General features: G+C 65.2%; 16 protein-coding genes. 6 read left to right on the top strand and 10 right to left on the bottom strand.

Annotated elements, in window-relative coordinates:
- Window position 1 precedes the first annotated feature (1 nt).
- The 3 genes from sppA to rpsA form a co-directional block, all read right to left on the bottom strand.
- On the bottom strand, window positions 2-970 hold the full coding sequence (gene sppA / locus AC1DYU_RS25020; RefSeq protein WP_476793985.1) for a signal peptide peptidase SppA: 969 nt from the start codon (window positions 968-970) through the stop codon (window positions 2-4).
- A gap of 73 nt (window positions 971-1043) precedes the next feature.
- A complete protein-coding gene (locus AC1DYU_RS25015) occupies window positions 1044-2333 on the bottom strand; it encodes an Hsp70 family protein (RefSeq protein ID WP_476793984.1) in 1290 nt (429 codons plus the stop codon).
- Between the two features lie 96 nt (window positions 2334-2429).
- Window positions 2430-4133 carry a 30S ribosomal protein S1 gene (gene rpsA / locus AC1DYU_RS25010; protein ID WP_054209128.1) on the bottom strand — a complete coding sequence of 568 codons (1704 nt, stop codon included), beginning with the start codon at window positions 4131-4133 and terminating at the stop codon, window positions 2430-2432.
- A 389-nt stretch (window positions 4134-4522) separates the two neighbouring features.
- Between rpsA and AC1DYU_RS25005 the strand changes: the two genes are divergently transcribed.
- The gene (locus AC1DYU_RS25005) at window positions 4523-5188 is read left to right on the top strand and encodes a sulfite oxidase-like oxidoreductase (protein WP_476793983.1); all 666 of its coding nucleotides are present in this window, start codon (window positions 4523-4525) and stop codon (window positions 5186-5188) included.
- Window positions 5189-5256: 68 nt separating this feature from the next.
- Here the strand turns inward: AC1DYU_RS25005 and AC1DYU_RS25000 are convergent, their stop codons facing one another.
- The gene (locus AC1DYU_RS25000; protein WP_476793982.1) at window positions 5257-7254 is read right to left on the bottom strand and encodes a methyl-accepting chemotaxis protein; all 1998 of its coding nucleotides are present in this window, start codon (window positions 7252-7254) and stop codon (window positions 5257-5259) included.
- A gap of 66 nt (window positions 7255-7320) precedes the next feature.
- Between AC1DYU_RS25000 and AC1DYU_RS24995 the strand changes: the two genes are divergently transcribed.
- Both AC1DYU_RS24995 and AC1DYU_RS24990 read left to right on the top strand, forming a co-directional pair.
- The gene (locus AC1DYU_RS24995) at window positions 7321-7878 is read left to right on the top strand and encodes a LemA family protein (protein WP_476793981.1); all 558 of its coding nucleotides are present in this window, start codon (window positions 7321-7323) and stop codon (window positions 7876-7878) included.
- A 59-nt stretch (window positions 7879-7937) separates the two neighbouring features.
- Window positions 7938-9029, top strand: coding sequence for a M48 family metallopeptidase (locus AC1DYU_RS24990; RefSeq protein WP_476793980.1), 1092 nt, complete (start codon window positions 7938-7940; stop codon window positions 9027-9029).
- A gap of 19 nt (window positions 9030-9048) precedes the next feature.
- On the opposite strand, the gene AC1DYU_RS24985 is transcribed toward AC1DYU_RS24990, so the two are convergent.
- The gene (locus AC1DYU_RS24985; protein ID WP_158483149.1) at window positions 9049-9657 is read right to left on the bottom strand and encodes a 2-hydroxychromene-2-carboxylate isomerase; all 609 of its coding nucleotides are present in this window, start codon (window positions 9655-9657) and stop codon (window positions 9049-9051) included.
- Window positions 9658-9911: 254 nt separating this feature from the next.
- Between AC1DYU_RS24985 and AC1DYU_RS24980 the strand changes: the two genes are divergently transcribed.
- On the top strand, window positions 9912-11144 hold the full coding sequence (locus AC1DYU_RS24980) for an argininosuccinate synthase (protein WP_476793979.1): 1233 nt from the start codon (window positions 9912-9914) through the stop codon (window positions 11142-11144).
- Between the two features lie 97 nt (window positions 11145-11241).
- Window positions 11242-11607, top strand: coding sequence for a hypothetical protein (locus tag AC1DYU_RS24975; protein ID WP_476793978.1), 366 nt, complete (start codon window positions 11242-11244; stop codon window positions 11605-11607).
- Window positions 11608-11628: 21 nt separating this feature from the next.
- Here AC1DYU_RS24975 and AC1DYU_RS24970 read toward each other — a convergent pair whose 3' ends face one another.
- The 5 genes from AC1DYU_RS24970 to fabA form a co-directional block, all read right to left on the bottom strand.
- Complete coding sequence (locus AC1DYU_RS24970) at window positions 11629-11874, bottom strand: DUF2188 domain-containing protein (RefSeq protein ID WP_476793977.1); 246 nt, start codon at window positions 11872-11874, stop codon at window positions 11629-11631.
- A gap of 50 nt (window positions 11875-11924) precedes the next feature.
- Window positions 11925-12758 carry an enoyl-ACP reductase FabI gene (gene fabI / locus AC1DYU_RS24965; protein WP_476793976.1) on the bottom strand — a complete coding sequence of 278 codons (834 nt, stop codon included), beginning with the start codon at window positions 12756-12758 and terminating at the stop codon, window positions 11925-11927.
- Between the two features lie 75 nt (window positions 12759-12833).
- Window positions 12834-13106, bottom strand: coding sequence for a DUF3303 domain-containing protein (locus tag AC1DYU_RS24960; protein ID WP_054209140.1), 273 nt, complete (start codon window positions 13104-13106; stop codon window positions 12834-12836).
- A 10-nt stretch (window positions 13107-13116) separates the two neighbouring features.
- Window positions 13117-14343, bottom strand: coding sequence for a beta-ketoacyl-ACP synthase I (gene fabB / locus AC1DYU_RS24955; protein ID WP_476793975.1), 1227 nt, complete (start codon window positions 14341-14343; stop codon window positions 13117-13119).
- Between the two features lie 121 nt (window positions 14344-14464).
- Window positions 14465-14977, bottom strand: a complete 513-nt coding sequence (gene fabA / locus AC1DYU_RS24950; protein ID WP_158483143.1) for a 3-hydroxyacyl-[acyl-carrier-protein] dehydratase FabA — start codon at window positions 14975-14977, stop codon at window positions 14465-14467.
- 226 nt (window positions 14978-15203) lie between these two features.
- On the opposite strand from fabA, the gene irr reads away from it, so the two are divergent.
- On the top strand, window positions 15204-15683 hold the full coding sequence (gene irr / locus AC1DYU_RS24945) for a Fur family transcriptional regulator Irr (RefSeq protein ID WP_158483142.1): 480 nt from the start codon (window positions 15204-15206) through the stop codon (window positions 15681-15683).
- Window positions 15684-15706: the final 23 nt, after the last annotated feature.

The raw sequence follows: 15706 nt of genomic DNA, 5'->3' as shown, positions 1-15706 counted from the left end.
ATCACTTTTCGACTGCAGGCTGCCAGAGCGCCATGGGCGCGTCAAGCCGCAAACCGAGCGGTTGATCGGCGGCGCGGGCGATCAGCGCCGCCAGCGTTTCGAGACCTGCCGCACGGGCCAGCGCCTCGCTGGCACTCCAGAGCCCGTAGGAGGAGGATTCGCTGCGGCGACGCCAGTCGCGGACACTCAAATCCTTGGCGACGCCCTTCTCGCGCTCGAGCCAGGCGATGGCCTCCGGCTCGCCGCCGAGTTCGTCGACAAGCCTGAGTCCGACCGCCTGACGCCCGGTATGGACGCGCCCGTCGGAGACCGTCGCGATCTCGGCATCGCCGAGCTTGCGGCGCTCGCGCACCAGGCGCTTGAACCAGTCGTAATTGTCGTCGACGACGCGCTGAAGCGCGGCGCGCGCCTCGGGCGAGGTCGGTTCGAAGCCGTTCGGCGCCGCCTTCAGCGGGCTCGACTTCACCTCCTCGAGCTTGACGCCGACAGTGTTCAGCAACTGCCCGACATTGGGAATCTGGAAGAGAACGCCGATCGAGCCGACGAGCGAACTCTGGCGCGCCACGATCCGGTCCGAGCCGATCGCGGCGATATAGCCGCCCGAGGCAGCCAGGCCATCGACGACAGCCACCATCGGCTTCTTTGCCGCCAGCCGGCGCAGGGCGTCGTAAAGCGCCTCGGAGCCGGACACCGTGCCGCCGGGGCTGTCGATCTTGATCAGGACGGCGGCGGCGCGGCTGTCCTCGAGCGACTTGATCAGTTCGAGGGTACGCCGGTCGCCGGAGATGAAACCGGAGATGGTCACGCGGGCGATATGGGCCTGGCTGATCGAGCCGGGCGTCCGTCCGGTCCAGGCCAGACCGGCCACGACGGCGGCGCCGAGAACGCCGACGACGGCGAGAAGGCGCCAGAGCGTCAGCTTGCGGCGCAGGCTGCGGCGATCGGCAAGCAGATCGGCATCAGACGACATCGGGGCGCTCCACTCGGCTTCGGGTCCGTGGTGTAACCTCGCACCGGAGGCGGGGCAAGGCGAAGGACGGCGCTCAGGCCGCGACCGAGGAGCGCGCGCGATCGAGCGCCAGCAGCGCAAGCCCGCTCGCCACCGAGCGGAAGGCATCGCCGATATGGATGCGCCCGGAGCCGAAGCGGCGATCGAACAGCGCGCGCACAGCCGGCACATGCGAGGTGCCGCCCGTCATGAACACCGCCTCGATGGCGCACGCCGCGACATTCGCCTCCGTCAGCGCCCGGTCGAGCGCAGCCTCGATGGCCGCGACGTCGCCGGCGATCCAGCCGTCGAAATCGGCGCGCCGGATGGTGCGCTCGATCGCGACATCCATCTGATTGAAGCGCAGCACGGTTTCATCGGCGCCCGAAAGCGCGATCTTGGCGGCCGAGACGGCGCGGTAAAGCTCGTAGCCGAGATCATATTCGATCACGGTCAGCAGATCCTCGAGCTTGGCGGGCTCGACGGCATCGCGGATCAGGGCCTTGAGCTCCGCCATCGTCTCGCGGCTCTTCATCAGCGAAAGCCGGTGCCATTGCGCGAAGGCGGCGTGGTAATGCGCCGGGATCGGGAGCAGCTTCTCGAAGGAGCGGTAATCCGAGCCCTTGCCCAGCCTCGGCGAGATCGCATGCTCGATGATGCGGTAGTCGAAGGTGTCGCCGGCGACGCCGACGCCAGCATGGGAGAGCGGGATCGCCTCCAGGCGCCCTGCCCCGCCGGGCTCGAAGCGCATCACCGAGAAGTCGCTGGTGCCGCCACCGAAATCGGCGACCAGCATGGTCTGCGGCTGCTTCAGGTCGCGGGCGTACCAATAGGCGGCGCCGAGTGGCTCATAGGCGAAATCGACCTGCGGCATGCCGGCTTTCGCGTAGGACGACCTGAGCCGGCCGAGCGCCAACTCCTCGTCGGGGCGCTCGCCCGCGAACACCACCGGCCTGCCAGAGACCAGCGGCGTGTCGGCGAGATCGTCGAGGCCGGCGGAGACATCCGACAGGAAGACACCGATCAGGTCTTCCAGCCGGAAGAGCTTGCCGAACAGCCGCGTCTCCTGAAAGGCGCGGCTGGAGAGATGGGTCTTCAGCGACTGCAGGAAGCGGTGCTCGGTGGTCATGCCCAAGGCCATGTCGAGTGCGTCGGGGCCGCTGACATGGGCGATGCGGGTCTGCGGCGGGCGGCCTTCGCGCCAGAACATCAGGGCCGAGCGATAGGCGTCGACCGCGCCCTGCTTCGTGGCGAAGGACCGCGTCGTCACCGAGCCGTCGGCAGCGGCCAGCGCGACGACGCTGTTGGTGGTGCCGAAATCGATGCCGATCGCCGCGGTGGTCATGGTCTTGGTCCTGGGTCTGTCATCAGAAACAAAAGCCCGCGCGGATTTCTCCGCGCGGGCTGATCGAGATATCCGGCCGCCGCAGCGGCCGAACGATCACTTCTTGTCGGTCGTCGCCTTCTTGAGGGCGGCGCCCAGGATGTCGCCGAGCGAAGCGCCGGAGTCGGCGGAGCCATACTGCGCCATCGCCTCCTTCTCCTCGGCCATTTCCAGGGCCTTGATCGAGACCTGGATCTTGCGGGCCTTCTTGTCGAAGAGGATGACGCGGGCGTCGACCTTTTCGCCAGCCGCGAAGCGCTCGGGGCGCTGCTCGGCGCGATCGCGAGCGATCTCGGCGCGCTTGATGAAGGTGGTCATGTCGGTGCCGGCGATCTTGACGTCGAGACCGCCTTCCTTGACCTCGATCACCTCACAGGTGACGACCTGGCCCTTCTTGAACTCGCCGGCATCCACGAAGGGATCGCCGCCGAGCTGCTTCAGGCCGAGCGAGATGCGCTCCTTCTCGACGTCCACATCGAGAACGACAGCCTGAAGCATGTCGCCCTTCTTGTATTCCTCGATGACCTGCTCGCCCGGACGGTTCCAGTCGAGATCGGAGAGATGGATCATGCCGTCGATATCGCCTTCGAGACCCAGGAACAGGCCGAACTCGGTCTTGTTCTTGACCTCGCCCTCGACCACCGCACCGGCCGGATGGGTCTCCGCGAAGACCTCCCAGGGGTTGCGCAGGGTCTGCTTGAGGCCGAGCGAGATGCGACGCTTGACCTGATCGACCTCGAGGATCGCGACGTCGACTTCCTGCGAGGTCGAGACGATCTTGCCGGGGTGGACGTTCTTCTTGGTCCAGGACATCTCGGAGACGTGGATGAGGCCTTCGATGCCCGGCTCCACTTCGACGAACGCGCCGTAGTCCGTGATGTTGGTGACGCGACCCTTGAGGCGCGCACCGACGGGGTAACGGGCCGCAATGCCGTCCCACGGATCGGCAAGCAGCTGCTTGATGCCGAGCGAGATGCGGTGCGTGTCCTGGTTGATCTTGATGATCTTGACCTTGACCGTCTGGCCGATGGTCACGACCTCGGACGGATGGTTGACGCGACGCCAGGCCATGTCGGTGACATGGAGCAAGCCGTCGATGCCGCCGAGGTCAACGAACGCACCGTATTCGGTGATGTTCTTGACGACGCCATCGATGACCTGGCCCTCTTCGAGCGAAGCCACGAGCTCGGAGCGAGCCTCGGCGCGGGTCTCTTCGAGGACGGTGCGGCGCGACACGACGATGTTGCCGCGGCGGCGATCCATCTTGAGGATCTCGAAGGGCTGCGGCTGGCCCATCAGCGGGCCGACGTCGCGGATCGGGCGGATGTCGACCTGCGAACGCGGCAGGAAGGCGACGGCGCCGTCGAGATCGACGGTGTAGCCACCCTTGACCGTGTTGAAGATGACGCCCGAGACCTTCTCGCGAGCCTCGAAAGCCTTCTCGAGCTTGACCCAGCTCTCCTCGCGGCGAGCCTTGTCGCGCGAGATGACGGCTTCGCCGAGGGCGTTTTCGATCCGGTCCAGATAGACCTCGACCTCGTCGCCGACCTTGATGTCCTGGTCACGGCCGGGGCCGTTGAATTCCTTGAGCGCGACGCGCCCTTCCGTCTTCAGGCCGACATCGATGATCGCCATGTCTTTTTCGATGGCGACGACGATGCCCTTGATCACGGAACCTTCGAGGGCTTCGTTCTGACCGAAGGATTCCTCGAGAAGGGCGGCGAAATCCTCGCGGCCCGAAAAGCTTTCTACGGCTGACATGCATTCTCCTGACGCCGGCCGCGTATCCCGCGGATGTCCGGCAAGCGCCCGATTGGGTTGGTGTTGCAGGCCGGATGCTCCCGTCGGCGCCCCGTGAGAGGCTGGTCCACCCGTCCGCGCATCGCAGCGCCGGAACGAGAGAACGGCGCAAGGCCGCCGGTTTCACATCCGCATCCGAACGATCCGCCCCAAACACGAAACGGGAGCCGGCCAAAAAGGCCGCCCCCGGCTGTGATCGATCACGGCCTTATCGGACAGGCGCGATGTAGTGGAAAGCGGGATCAAGGGCAAGGGCGATCGACGAATGGCGCTTGCGGAGCGCCACGGCGATGGCGATCTTCGTTTGGCACGCGGCCCTCGCCCCTCCGTAATGCGGACAGGAGTCTTCCATGACCGACGACCCCGAGACGCCCTCCGATACCAAGCTGACCCGGACGAAGCAGGCTTGGGCACGTGCCGGCAAGTTCCTGACCGGGCGCATCGCCCGTTCCGACAGCGAGCGGCTGCCGCCCGGCCAGCATCTGGTCAAGGACTGGCCGGTGCTCGATCTCGGCCTGCAGCCGGCGATCCCGCTCGCGAGCTGGACGCTCGATATCGACGGCGCGGTCGAGAACCGGCTGCACTGGCGCTGGGCCGATCTCCTGGCGCAGGAGCAGACGCAGGACACCTCCGACATCCACTGCGTCACGACCTGGTCGCGCTACAACAACCGCTGGGAGGGCGTCTCGACGCGGACCCTGCTCGACCTCGCGCATCCCAAGCCCGAGGCCGGCTTCGTCGTGCTGCACTCCTATGACGGCTACACCACCAATCTGACGCTGGAGGATTTCGCCAGCGAGGATGCGTTGCTTGCCCACAGTTGGGAGGGCAGGCCGATCCCGACCGAGCACGGCGGGCCGCTGCGGCTGGTGCTGCCGAAGCTCTATTTCTGGAAGAGCGCGAAATGGCTGAAGCGGATCGAGTTCACGACCGCCAACCAGCCTGGCTTCTGGGAGGTGCGCGGCTATCACGACCGTGGCGACCCGTGGATGGAAGAGCGCTATAGCGGCGATTGACCAAGTCGGCCGTTCCGCGGCGGCGCTTTCACGCCGCCGCCGTTGATTGACCGCCCGGACCGCGGACGTCAGAACTCCGACCAACCTCCCGCCGCCCCGCCGACCGCATGGCGCTGCGGCCGGGGCGCCGCCTGGGTAGCTCCGGCGCGGCCCAGCCCCATATGCGGCGCCGCCTGCTTCAGTTCGGCCATCACGCTGGCGCCGAGATCGCGTGCCGGGGCATTGCCGGCTATCCGGAAGTTCTCGACCATCTGCTTCAGCGAACCCGTCGCCGTCTGAAGTTCGCGCGCGACGCCGGCGCTCTGGTCGGCCATGGCGGAGTTGCGCTGGGTCATGTCATCCATATGGGCGACGACCTTGGCGACCTCCTCGATGCCATTGGCCTGCTCGTTGGACGCGCTGGAGATGTCGGCGAGTGCGCTGGCGACGCTGGTCGACGAGCCGACGATTTCGGACAGGGCCGAGCCGGCATCCTTCACCAGCCTGACGCCGCTTGCGACCTCCTGCGTCGAGTTCGTGATCAGCTTCTTGATGTCGTTGGCAGCCTCGCTGGAACGCTGCGCCAGAGCGCGGACCTCCGAGGCCACGACGGCAAACCCCTTGCCGGCATCGCCCGCGCGGGCCGCCTCGACCGCAGCATTCAGTGCCAGCAGATTCGTCTGGAAGGCGATATTGTCGATCACCGTAATGATCTCGGCGATGTCGCTGGAGGCCTTCTCGATCCGTTCCATCGCCACGACCGCTTCGCTGACGATCGAGCCACCGCGATTGGCGATGCCGTTGGCGGTCTCGCCGAGACCAGTCGCTTCGCGGGCGCGTTCCGCGCTCTGCTTGACGGAAGCCGCAAGCTCCTCGGTGGTCGCCGCCGTCTCCTCAAGGCTGCTTGCCTGTTCTTCGGTCCGCTGGGCCAGATCGCGGCTATCTGCACCGATCCGGTCGGCCCCGGTGGTGATCTGTTGCGAAATCGTCGAGACTGTCCGGATGACCTCAGCGAAGGAATCGACGAGTTCGTTGATGCCGCCACACAGTTCGGAAATTTCGCCGGTCTTGCCCTGCAAGGAGATCCGCTGGGTCAGATCCCGTGCCATGGCGGCATTGACGACACCGCGGGTGTCGGCGACGGCATCGCGCAGGGCATCCTGAGCCAGTTTGTTGGCGGTGATGTCGGTGGCATACTTCACGACTTTGAAGGGCTTGCCCAGCGCATCGAGGATCGGGTTGTAGCTCGCCTGAAGCCAGATTTGCCGGCCGCCTTTGCCGATCCGGCGATACTGGCCCTCGTCATACTCGCCGCGCCCGAGTTTCTCCCAGAACCGGCGGTAGGCTTCGCTGCTCCGCTCGGCGGGATCGACGAACAGGCTGTGATGCTTGCCTGCGATATCGGCCAGGGCATAGCCGACCGCACCGAGGAAGTTGTCGTTGGCGTCGAGGATCGTCCCGGCGAGATCGAACTCGATGACAGCCTGGGATTTGCGGATCGCAGCGATCTGGCCCTCGAGGTTCGCCGTCGCTTCCTTCTGCGCGGAGATATCCGTTGCGAACTTGATGACCTTCACCGGCTTGCCGAAGGAATTGAGGATCGGCGTGTATGTCGCCTGCAACCAAACCCGCTTGCCGCCCTTGGCGATCCGAAGAAACTGCGCCTCGATCGCCTCGCCCCGATTCAGGCGGGCCCAGAATTCCGCGTACTCGGCCGAGCCGCGATATGCATCGTCGACAAACATCCGATGGTGTTTTCCGAGGATTTCTTCACGTGAATATTTGACGACGTCGGTGAAATTATGATTCGCCTCAAGAATGTTCCCGGACATGTCGAATTCGATGACGGCCTGGGAGCGCCTTATTGCGGCGGTTTCACCGGCAACGGAATGGCCCAGGCCTGAAAATGGCATTCTCATTTGTTTTTGTCCCGACCCTTGGGGAAACGCGATGACGTTACGTTCGCCTCCTTTTTTTGAACAATAATGGTTAAAGAAGTGCATTAATTCCGCCCCCCGTTGGGCGGCAGGGGCGACCGTTCTCCGCAGACTCGCTCGGAAGCCCGTCACGCAGCCTGCTGCGGCCATCTTCCCCAACGTCGTCCTTCATGCGAGGTTGCAGGCCGGATTTCGCCTGCGCTTGAGGAGCACGCCATGGGCTGGGTTATCTTGGGGCTGATCGCCGCCGTCGTCATCTACCTGATCATGACCTATAACGGCCTGGTCGCGATGCGACAGCGGGTCGGCCAGGCCTTCGCCGACATCGACGTGCAGCTCAAGCAGCGCCACGACCTCATCCCCAATCTGGTCGAGACGGTGAAGGGTTACGCCACTCATGAAAAGAGTACGCTCGACGCCGTGATCGCGGCGCGCAACGCCGCGCAGGGTGCCGGCAGCGTACATGACAAGGCCGCGGCCGAGCAGCAACTTTCGGGCGCGGTCGGCCGGCTTCTGGCTCTTGGCGAGGCCTATCCCGACCTCAAGGCTTCAGCCAATTTCCAGCAGCTTCAGGTCGATCTCGGCAATGTCGAGGACAAGCTCGCCGCGGCGCGGCGCTTCTTCAATAACGCCGTCAGCGAGTTCAACGCCGCGATCCAGGCCTTCCCGGCGGTGCTGTTCGCGCCGCAGATGGGCTTCACGCAGCGCGAGTTCTTCGATGTCGGCGAGACCACGCGGGCGCAGATCGAGGTGGCGCCGAGCGTCAAGTTCTGACAGCCGGCCAAAAGCAGCGATAGGCTGCAGCGAGCGGGGCAGCGGCGACAGGAGCGGCGATGCTGGGCCAGGCCTTCGGGCTCTACAGCCATATGCGCAACAACCGGATCAGGTCGGGTTTCCTGATCGCGGGTCTGTTCGCGCTGGTCTATCTGACGGCCTGGGGCCTGCTGCTCGTCTTCAACGGCTATGTCGGCGTCCCGCGCGGACGAACGGCGTTCGGCGAGGCCGCGCGGTTGTTCTGGTCCTGGTTTCCGGTGATCACGCTGGTGGCCGGTGCCTGGGTGTTCATCGGCTTCCGCATGAATGTCGGGATCATCAGCGCGGTCTCGGGCGCGCAGGGGTTGTCGCGCGAGGACAATCCCAAGCTCTACCGCATGCTGGAAAATCTCTGCATCTCGCGCGGCCTCACCATGCCAAAGCTCGCCATCGTCGAGAGCGAGGCGCTGAACGCCTTTGCCAGCGGGGTCAACGACAAGCAGTTCACGGTGACGGTGACGAGCGGCCTGCTGGCGCAGCTGAACGATGCCGAGGTCGAGGCCGTGCTCGCCCATGAGCTGACCCATATCCGCAATGGCGACGTCAGGCTGATGATCATAGCGGTCGTCATCGCCGGCATCATCTCGCTGGTCGGCGAGTTGATCTTCCGCAATCTCGGCCGTGTCCGGATTTCCTCGGATGACGCCAAGAAGGGCAGTTTCGTCGCGATCCTGATCGGCTTTGCCGTGATCGCGGTGGCTTGGTTCCTGGCCGTGGTGATCCGGCTGTCGCTGTCGCGCTCACGGGAATATCTCGCCGATGCCGGCGCGGTCGAGCTGACCAAGAACCCCGACGCGATGATCTCGGCCCTGCTCAAGATCGCCGGCCGCGCCGATATCGAGGGCGTGCCGTCGGGCGTGATGGACATGTGCTTCGAAAACGACCCCGACGATTTCGCCGATCTGTTCTCGACTCACCCTTCCGTCACCAAGCGGGTGCAGGCGCTGGTCCAGACGGCGGGCGGGCGGATGCCGGCGATGCCGCCTCACCCGCCCCGGATCGCGGAGCGGCAGGACCTGCAGACCATGGTCGAGGAATCAGCCGCGCATGTCGATCCGGCGGCGCGCGGGCCGTGGGCACGCCCGACGGGAGGTGGCAGCGCCAGTCCGTAACCTAACGGGTGCGTGATACTCAGCAGCCGTGCCTGGACCAGTCCAGCGCTTCCTCGAGCCGGTCATCGCCCCAGAACAGCTCGCCATCCTCAGTGACGAAGGTCGGACCGCCGAAGATGCCGATCGACTTGGCGTATTCGATCTCGGCCCGGAGCCGGCCCTTGACCTCCTCGCTGCGCGAGGCCGGAAAGGCCACGCCTGGATCGGCGCCCGCCTGCTTCAGCGCGGCGTTCAGCACGGCCTCCTCGGCGATGTTGCGGCCCTCGCCGAAACCGGCCTGGAACAGCGCCTTGGAGAAGGCCGGCATCCAGCCTGCCTCACGCCCCGCCAGGGCCAGCCTGGCCGCGATCAGGGAGTTCTGCGGAAAGGTCTCGGGCTTGACGAGCGCCAGTCCGTTGCGGCCGGCCCGGCGCTCGACATCGCGCCACATATAGCGGCCCTTGCTCGGATAGAGCACGAAGGGCGACGTCGACCACCCGTGGGCAGCGAAGATCGGCCCCAGCAAAAAGGGGCGCCAGCGCAACGCCACGCCTGCGGCTTCGGCGAGAGGTTCGATCCTCAGCGCACTCAGGAAGGAATACGGCGATGCGAACTCATACCAGAAGTCCAGAACAGGACGATTCGGCATTTAGCCTCCGAGTCGGTCGTCTAGGTTTCGAGTCGCGCAATGAGAGTCTGGTCCTCTCACTGCCCAACCGCAAGATGTGGCAGAGCCCCAGGCGCCGCACCGGCCCGTGTCATCAACACCGATCCATCACACGAAGACGCGGGATCGATCAGAAGGTTCCGATTGCGTCGTCCACGGGCCTGCGATAGTGCGCCATTGCGTTCGAAAAGCGGCCCGCGGGCTCAGAACGCCGCAGCAGCAGGAAGATGATCAAGATGACCGACAAATCCGTGAAGAAGGTCGTGCTCGCCTACTCCGGCGGCCTGGACACCTCGATCATCCTGAAATGGCTGCAGATCACCTATGACTGCGAGGTCGTGACCTTCACCGCCGATCTCGGCCAGGGCGAGGAGCTCGGACCGGCGCGCGACAAGGCGCTGCTGCTCGGCATCAAGCCGGAGAACATTTTCATCGAGGATCTGCGCGAGGAGTTCGTGCGCGACTACGTCTTCCCGATGTTCCGGGCCAACGCCGCCTATGAGGGCGTCTATCTGCTGGGCACCTCGATCGCGCGGCCGCTGATCGGCAAGAAGCTGATCGAGATCGCCGAAAAGGTCGGCGCCGACGCCGTCTCCCATGGCGCCACGGGCAAGGGCAACGACCAGGTCCGCTTCGAGCTCACGGCCTATGCGCTCAAGCCCGACGTCGTGGTGATCGCGCCCTGGCGCGAATGGGATCTGCGCTCGCGCGAGCAGCTGATCGCCTTTGCCGAACAGCACCAGATCCCGATCGCCAAGGACAAGCGCGGCGAGGCGCCCTTCTCGGTCGACGCCAACCTGCTGCACGCCTCCTCCGAGGGCAAGGTGCTGGAGGATCCGGCGCAGGAGGTGCCCGATTACGTCTATTCGCGCACGATCTCGCCCGAGGATGCGCCGGACAAGCCGACCTATATCACGATCGACTTCGAGACCGGCGACGCCAGCGCCATCGACGGGGTGAAGATGTCGCCGGCGACCCTGCTGGCGAAGCTCAACGATCTCGGTCGCGACAACGGCATCGGCCGGCTCGACCTCGTCGAGAACCGGTTCGTCGGTATGAAGTCGCGCGGCATGTACGAGACGCCCGGCGGCACGATCCTGCATGCGGCCCATCGCGCCATCGAATCGATCACGCTCGATCGTGGCGCGGCCCATCTCAAGGACCAGATCATGCCGCAATATGCCGAGCTGATCTATAACGGCTTCTGGTTCTCGCCGGAGCGCGAGATGCTGCAGGCGCTGATCGACAAGAGCCAGGAATTCGTCGCCGGCCAGGTGCGCCTGAAGCTCTACAAGGGCGGCGTCCATGTCGTCGGCCGGTCAAGCCCCTATTCGCTCTACGACCAGGACCTCGTCACCTTCGAGGAAGGCGCCGTCGCCTACGACCACCGCGACGCTGCGGGCTTCATCAAGCTGAACGCGTTGCGCCTCCGCACGCTCGGCCAGCGCAAGAAGAAGCTGGGTCTCTGAGGACCGAAAAGCCATCAGCGCGTCGTCGCGCGCTGATGGCAACCGAACCGCCCAGCCTTTCGCGCGTTGAGCGTGCACCTTCTCCAGAGTGCCCCTCATGACGCGCCTGCCGACCATTGCCCTGCTGATCGCGACGCTGCTGCCTGCCCCTGCCCTCGCGCAGACCGCTGGGCCGACCTCCAACGCGCCACCCGAAAAGACCGCCTCGCCGGAAATCGCTTCCTGCAAATCCGCGGCGCTTCATACGATCTCGGCTCGTGAGCCCGAGATCAAGGACATCTATATCGACGAGGACGGTACGACGATCGCGACCGCCGAGACCAAGGTCGAGGACGTTCCGATCACCAGGATCATCATGGGCGAGGCCTATCTGCGCACCGACAAGTCGGACAAGCCGCGGCGGTTCCTCTGCCTGATCGGCGAGAAGGGCAAGGTGCTGCTGACGTTCTTCACGGCGCGGTAGCGACACATCGCAGAGAAGCGATCAAGGCTGGTCGACAACCTTGGTCGCCGGCCGGTCACGACCATCGGCCAGTTCTTCGTGCCACTGGCCGTCCTTGTCTTGATAGACGATCCCGTCGGTGGTGCCGGCCAGGGTCTGGCGCGCGGCCGCATCCGTCGCCGCCTTCAGTGCCGCCTCGTGCGAGCGGAAGGTTTCGGATATGGCATCGCCGACCTTGTAGGCCCAGCCGCCATCATGCTCGACGATTTCATACCTGACCGTGACCATCGCGTTCTCCATCGTTGGGGACAGAACCGCCTGGCCGGGCCGACGGTTCCCTATTCGCCGTTGCCGGTATCGGCGGCGCGCAGTCCGTCGAGCACGGGCATCGAGGTGATGTGATAGCCCGCATCGACATGGTGGATGTCGCCGGTGACGCCGCCCGACAAATCAGAGAGATAATACAGCGCCGAGCCGCCGATCTCGTCCAGCGAAACCGATTTGCGCAGCGGAGAATTGGCCCGCTGCCAGGAATACATCGCGCGCGCATCCGAGATGCCGGCGCCGGCCAATGTCCGCACCGGCCCCGGCGAGAGCGCGTTGACGCGGATGCCGCGCGGGCCGAAATCGCCCGCGAGATAACGCACGCTTGCCTCCAGCGCCGCCTTGGCGACGCCCATGACGTTGTAGTTCGGCATGATCCGGGTCGAGCCGCCATAGGTCAGCGTGATCATGCTGCCGCCCTTGGGCATGCGCTCGGCGGCACGCTTCGCCGCTTCGGTGAAGGAAAAGCAGGAGATCACCATGGTGCGAGAGAAATTCTCGCGGCTGGTGTCGGCATAGAGCCCCTTGAGCTCGTTCTTGTCGGAGAAGCCGATGGCATGGACGATGAAGTCGAGCGTGTTGCGCTCGGGATCGCCGCCCCAAGCCTCGTCGATCGTGGCAAAGGCTGAATCGACCGTGGCGATATCCTCGACATCGCAGGGCAGGACAAGCTTCGAGCCGATGCTTTCGGCGAGCGGCTTCACGCGTTTGCCGAGCGCATCGCCCTGATAGGTGAAGGCCATCTCGGCGCCATGGGCGTGCAGGGTGCGCGCAATGCCCCAGGCGATCGAGTTCTGGTTGGCGACGCCCATGACGAGGCCGCGCTTGTTGTGCATGAGAGGGAGCATGGGAAACTCTGAGGAGGCTTCGAACGGCGAACCTGAGTGTTTAGGCCGACAGGCGCCGCTTGGCACCCTGATTTATCAAAGATGCTTCTTCACCGCTGCGGCCGTGTCCTTCGACGACGCCAACGGCACAATCTCGAAACGGGCGAGATCGCCCCAGGCCAGCACCCATTCCTGCAGCAGCGTGACGTCGTCGCATTGCATGATCTGGAAGCAGCGGCTGAAATCGGCCGATATCCAGCTATCGAGATAGGTCAGGCCTTCGGGCGCCATGCGGCCCTTCTCATGGAAGCGGGCGTAGATCTCCTTCACCCGCGCCTGGTCGAAATGCTCGATCACCATGAAGAGCATGGGCGTATCCTCAGGCTTCGAGCTTCTTCATCACGATGGTGGCGTTGGTGCCGCCGAAGCCGAAGGAGTTGGACAGCACGCAACCCAGCCCAGCATTGTCGATGCGCTTGCGCACGATCGGCATGTCGGCGAAGGCGGGATCGAGCTCGTCGATATGAGCGCTCTCGCAGATGAAGTCGTTGTTCAGCATCAGCAGCGAGTAGATCGCCTCCTGCACGCCGGTGGCGCCGAGCGAGTGGCCGGTCAGCGATTTGGTCGCCGAGATCGGCGGGGCCTTGTCGCCGGCCCCGAAGACCTCGCGGATCGCCTCGATCTCCTTGGCGTCGCCGACCGGGGTCGAGGTGCCATGCGGGTTGATGTAGTCGACCTTAGCGGTGACGCCCTGCAGCGCCATCTTCATGCAGCGCACCGCGCCTTCGCCCGAGGGCGCGACCATGTCGTAGCCGTCCGAGGTCGCGCCATAGCCGACGATCTCGCCATAGATCTTAGCGCCGCGGGCCTTGGCGTGCTCCAGTTCCTCGAGCACGACGACGCCGGCGCCGCCGGCGATGACGAAGCCGTCGCGGTTGACGTCATAGGCGCGTGAGGCGCGCGAGGCGGTCTCGTTGTAGTCGGTCGACATCGCGCCCATAGCGTCGAACAGGACCGACAGCGTCCAGTCAAGCTCCTCGCATCCACCGGCGAAGATGACGTCCTGCTTGCCCCACTGGATCAGCTCATAGGCGTTGCCGATGCAGTGGTTGGAGGTCGCGCAGGCCGACGAGATCGAATAGTTCACGCCCTTGATCTTGAACCAGGTCGCAAGCGTTGCCGACGCGGTCGAGGACATGCCCTTGGGCACGGCGAAGGGGCCGACCTTCTTGGAGGAGCCGCTCTCGCGGGCCTTGTCATAGGCATCGATCAGGGCGCGGGTGGAGGGACCGCCCGAGCCCATGATGATGCCAGTACGCTCATGGCTGATTTCGTTCTGCTCAAGCCCGGCATCCGCGATCGCCTGTTCCATGGCGACCTGGTTCCAGGCCGAGCCACCGCCGTGGAAACGCATGGCGCGGCGATCGAGCACGGTCGAAGGATCAAGCGAGGGCACGCCGGCGACGCGGCTGCGGAAGCCGTGCTCGGCGAAATCGGGCATGAAGGAGATGCCGGACTTCGCCTCATGCAGCGAGGACAGAACCTCCTGCGTGTTGTTGCCGATGGACGAGACGATGCCCATCCCCGTGACCACAACGCGTCTCATGCATTTGACTCCGGCTGCTATTGGGCACCGGCGGGCCTTTGGTGGCTCCGGCGCTTCGATGTCGTTCCCGCGCAGATGGACTGTGCGGGCCATGGGCGCAAGGTCGCGCCGCAGCTTTTCCTCAGGCAGCGTCGGGCTTGAACAGGCCAACGCGCATGTCGCTGACGGTGTAAATCCGCTTGCCATCGGCCTCGAGCCAGCCATCGGCGATGCCGAGCACGAGCTTCGACTTGAAGACGCGCTTGAACTCGACGCCGTAGACGACCTGCTTGACCGATGGCAGCACCTGGTCGGCGAACTTGACCTCGCCGACGCCGAGCGCACGGCCACGGCCGGGCAGGCCGAGCCAGCCGAGGAAGAAGCCGGTGAGCTGCCAGAGCGCGTCCAGTCCCAGACAGCCCGGCATCACCGGGTCGCCCTTGAAGTGGCAGTCGAAGAACCAGAGGTCGGGCTTGATGTCGAATTCGGCGCGCACGAAGCCCTTGCCATTGGGGCCGCCATCCTCGGCGATCTCGCTGATGCGGTCGAACATCAGCATGGGCGGCAGCGGCAACTGCGCGTTGCCCGGCCCGAACAGCTCCCCGCGGCCACAGGCGAGGATCTCCTCGTAGCTGAAAGACGATTGCCGCTGCATACCTGTTCTGCTCCATCCCGACCGCCGATCGGCGGCACTATTCAGGCCGTGCCTAACACGCCGCCACACCTGAACGAAAGGGGCGGACGGCGCAGCCGGCACGCGGCCGGCTTCGCCAGCGCGTCGCGAAACTTGCGAGCACACCCCTGAAGCCTTACATCAAGTCTAATGAAGCATGGGAGGCGTCGCCGACGCTCCCGTCCAAAGCGAGGTCCGGCCAGAGGCGATGAACGATCTGATTTCCCAGGACGAGGGCTATGGATCGACCGTGCGCAAGGGCTGCCCGTTCCATGACATCCGCCAGCGGCTGCGGCGCGTCGGCCTGCGCCCAACGCGGCAGCGCGTCTCGCTCGGCTGGGTGCTGTTTGCCCGTGGCGACCGGCATATCAGCGCCGAGATGCTTTACGAAGAGGCGATGAAGGAGAAGATCCCCGTCTCGCTGGCGACGATCTACAACACGCTGCACCAGTTCACCCAGGCAGGGCTGCTCCGGGAACTGGCGATCGACGGCGCCAAGACCTTCTTCGACACCGACAGCAGCGAGCACCATCATTTCGTCGTCGATGGCGAGAACACGGTGATCGACATCCCCGCCGAGGCGGTGGATGTCGCGGCCCTGCCCGAGCCGCCCGCCGGCTATGAGATCGCCCGCGTCGATGTCGTGGTGCGCCTGCGCAAGATCGCCCCATCGGACACTGCGAACTGAGGGTTCAGATCGTGGTCCGGGGC

The sequence above is a fragment of the Allobosea sp. P2_B12 genome (assembly GCF_056404835.1).
This window is presented reverse-complemented; position numbering and strand designations above follow the sequence as displayed.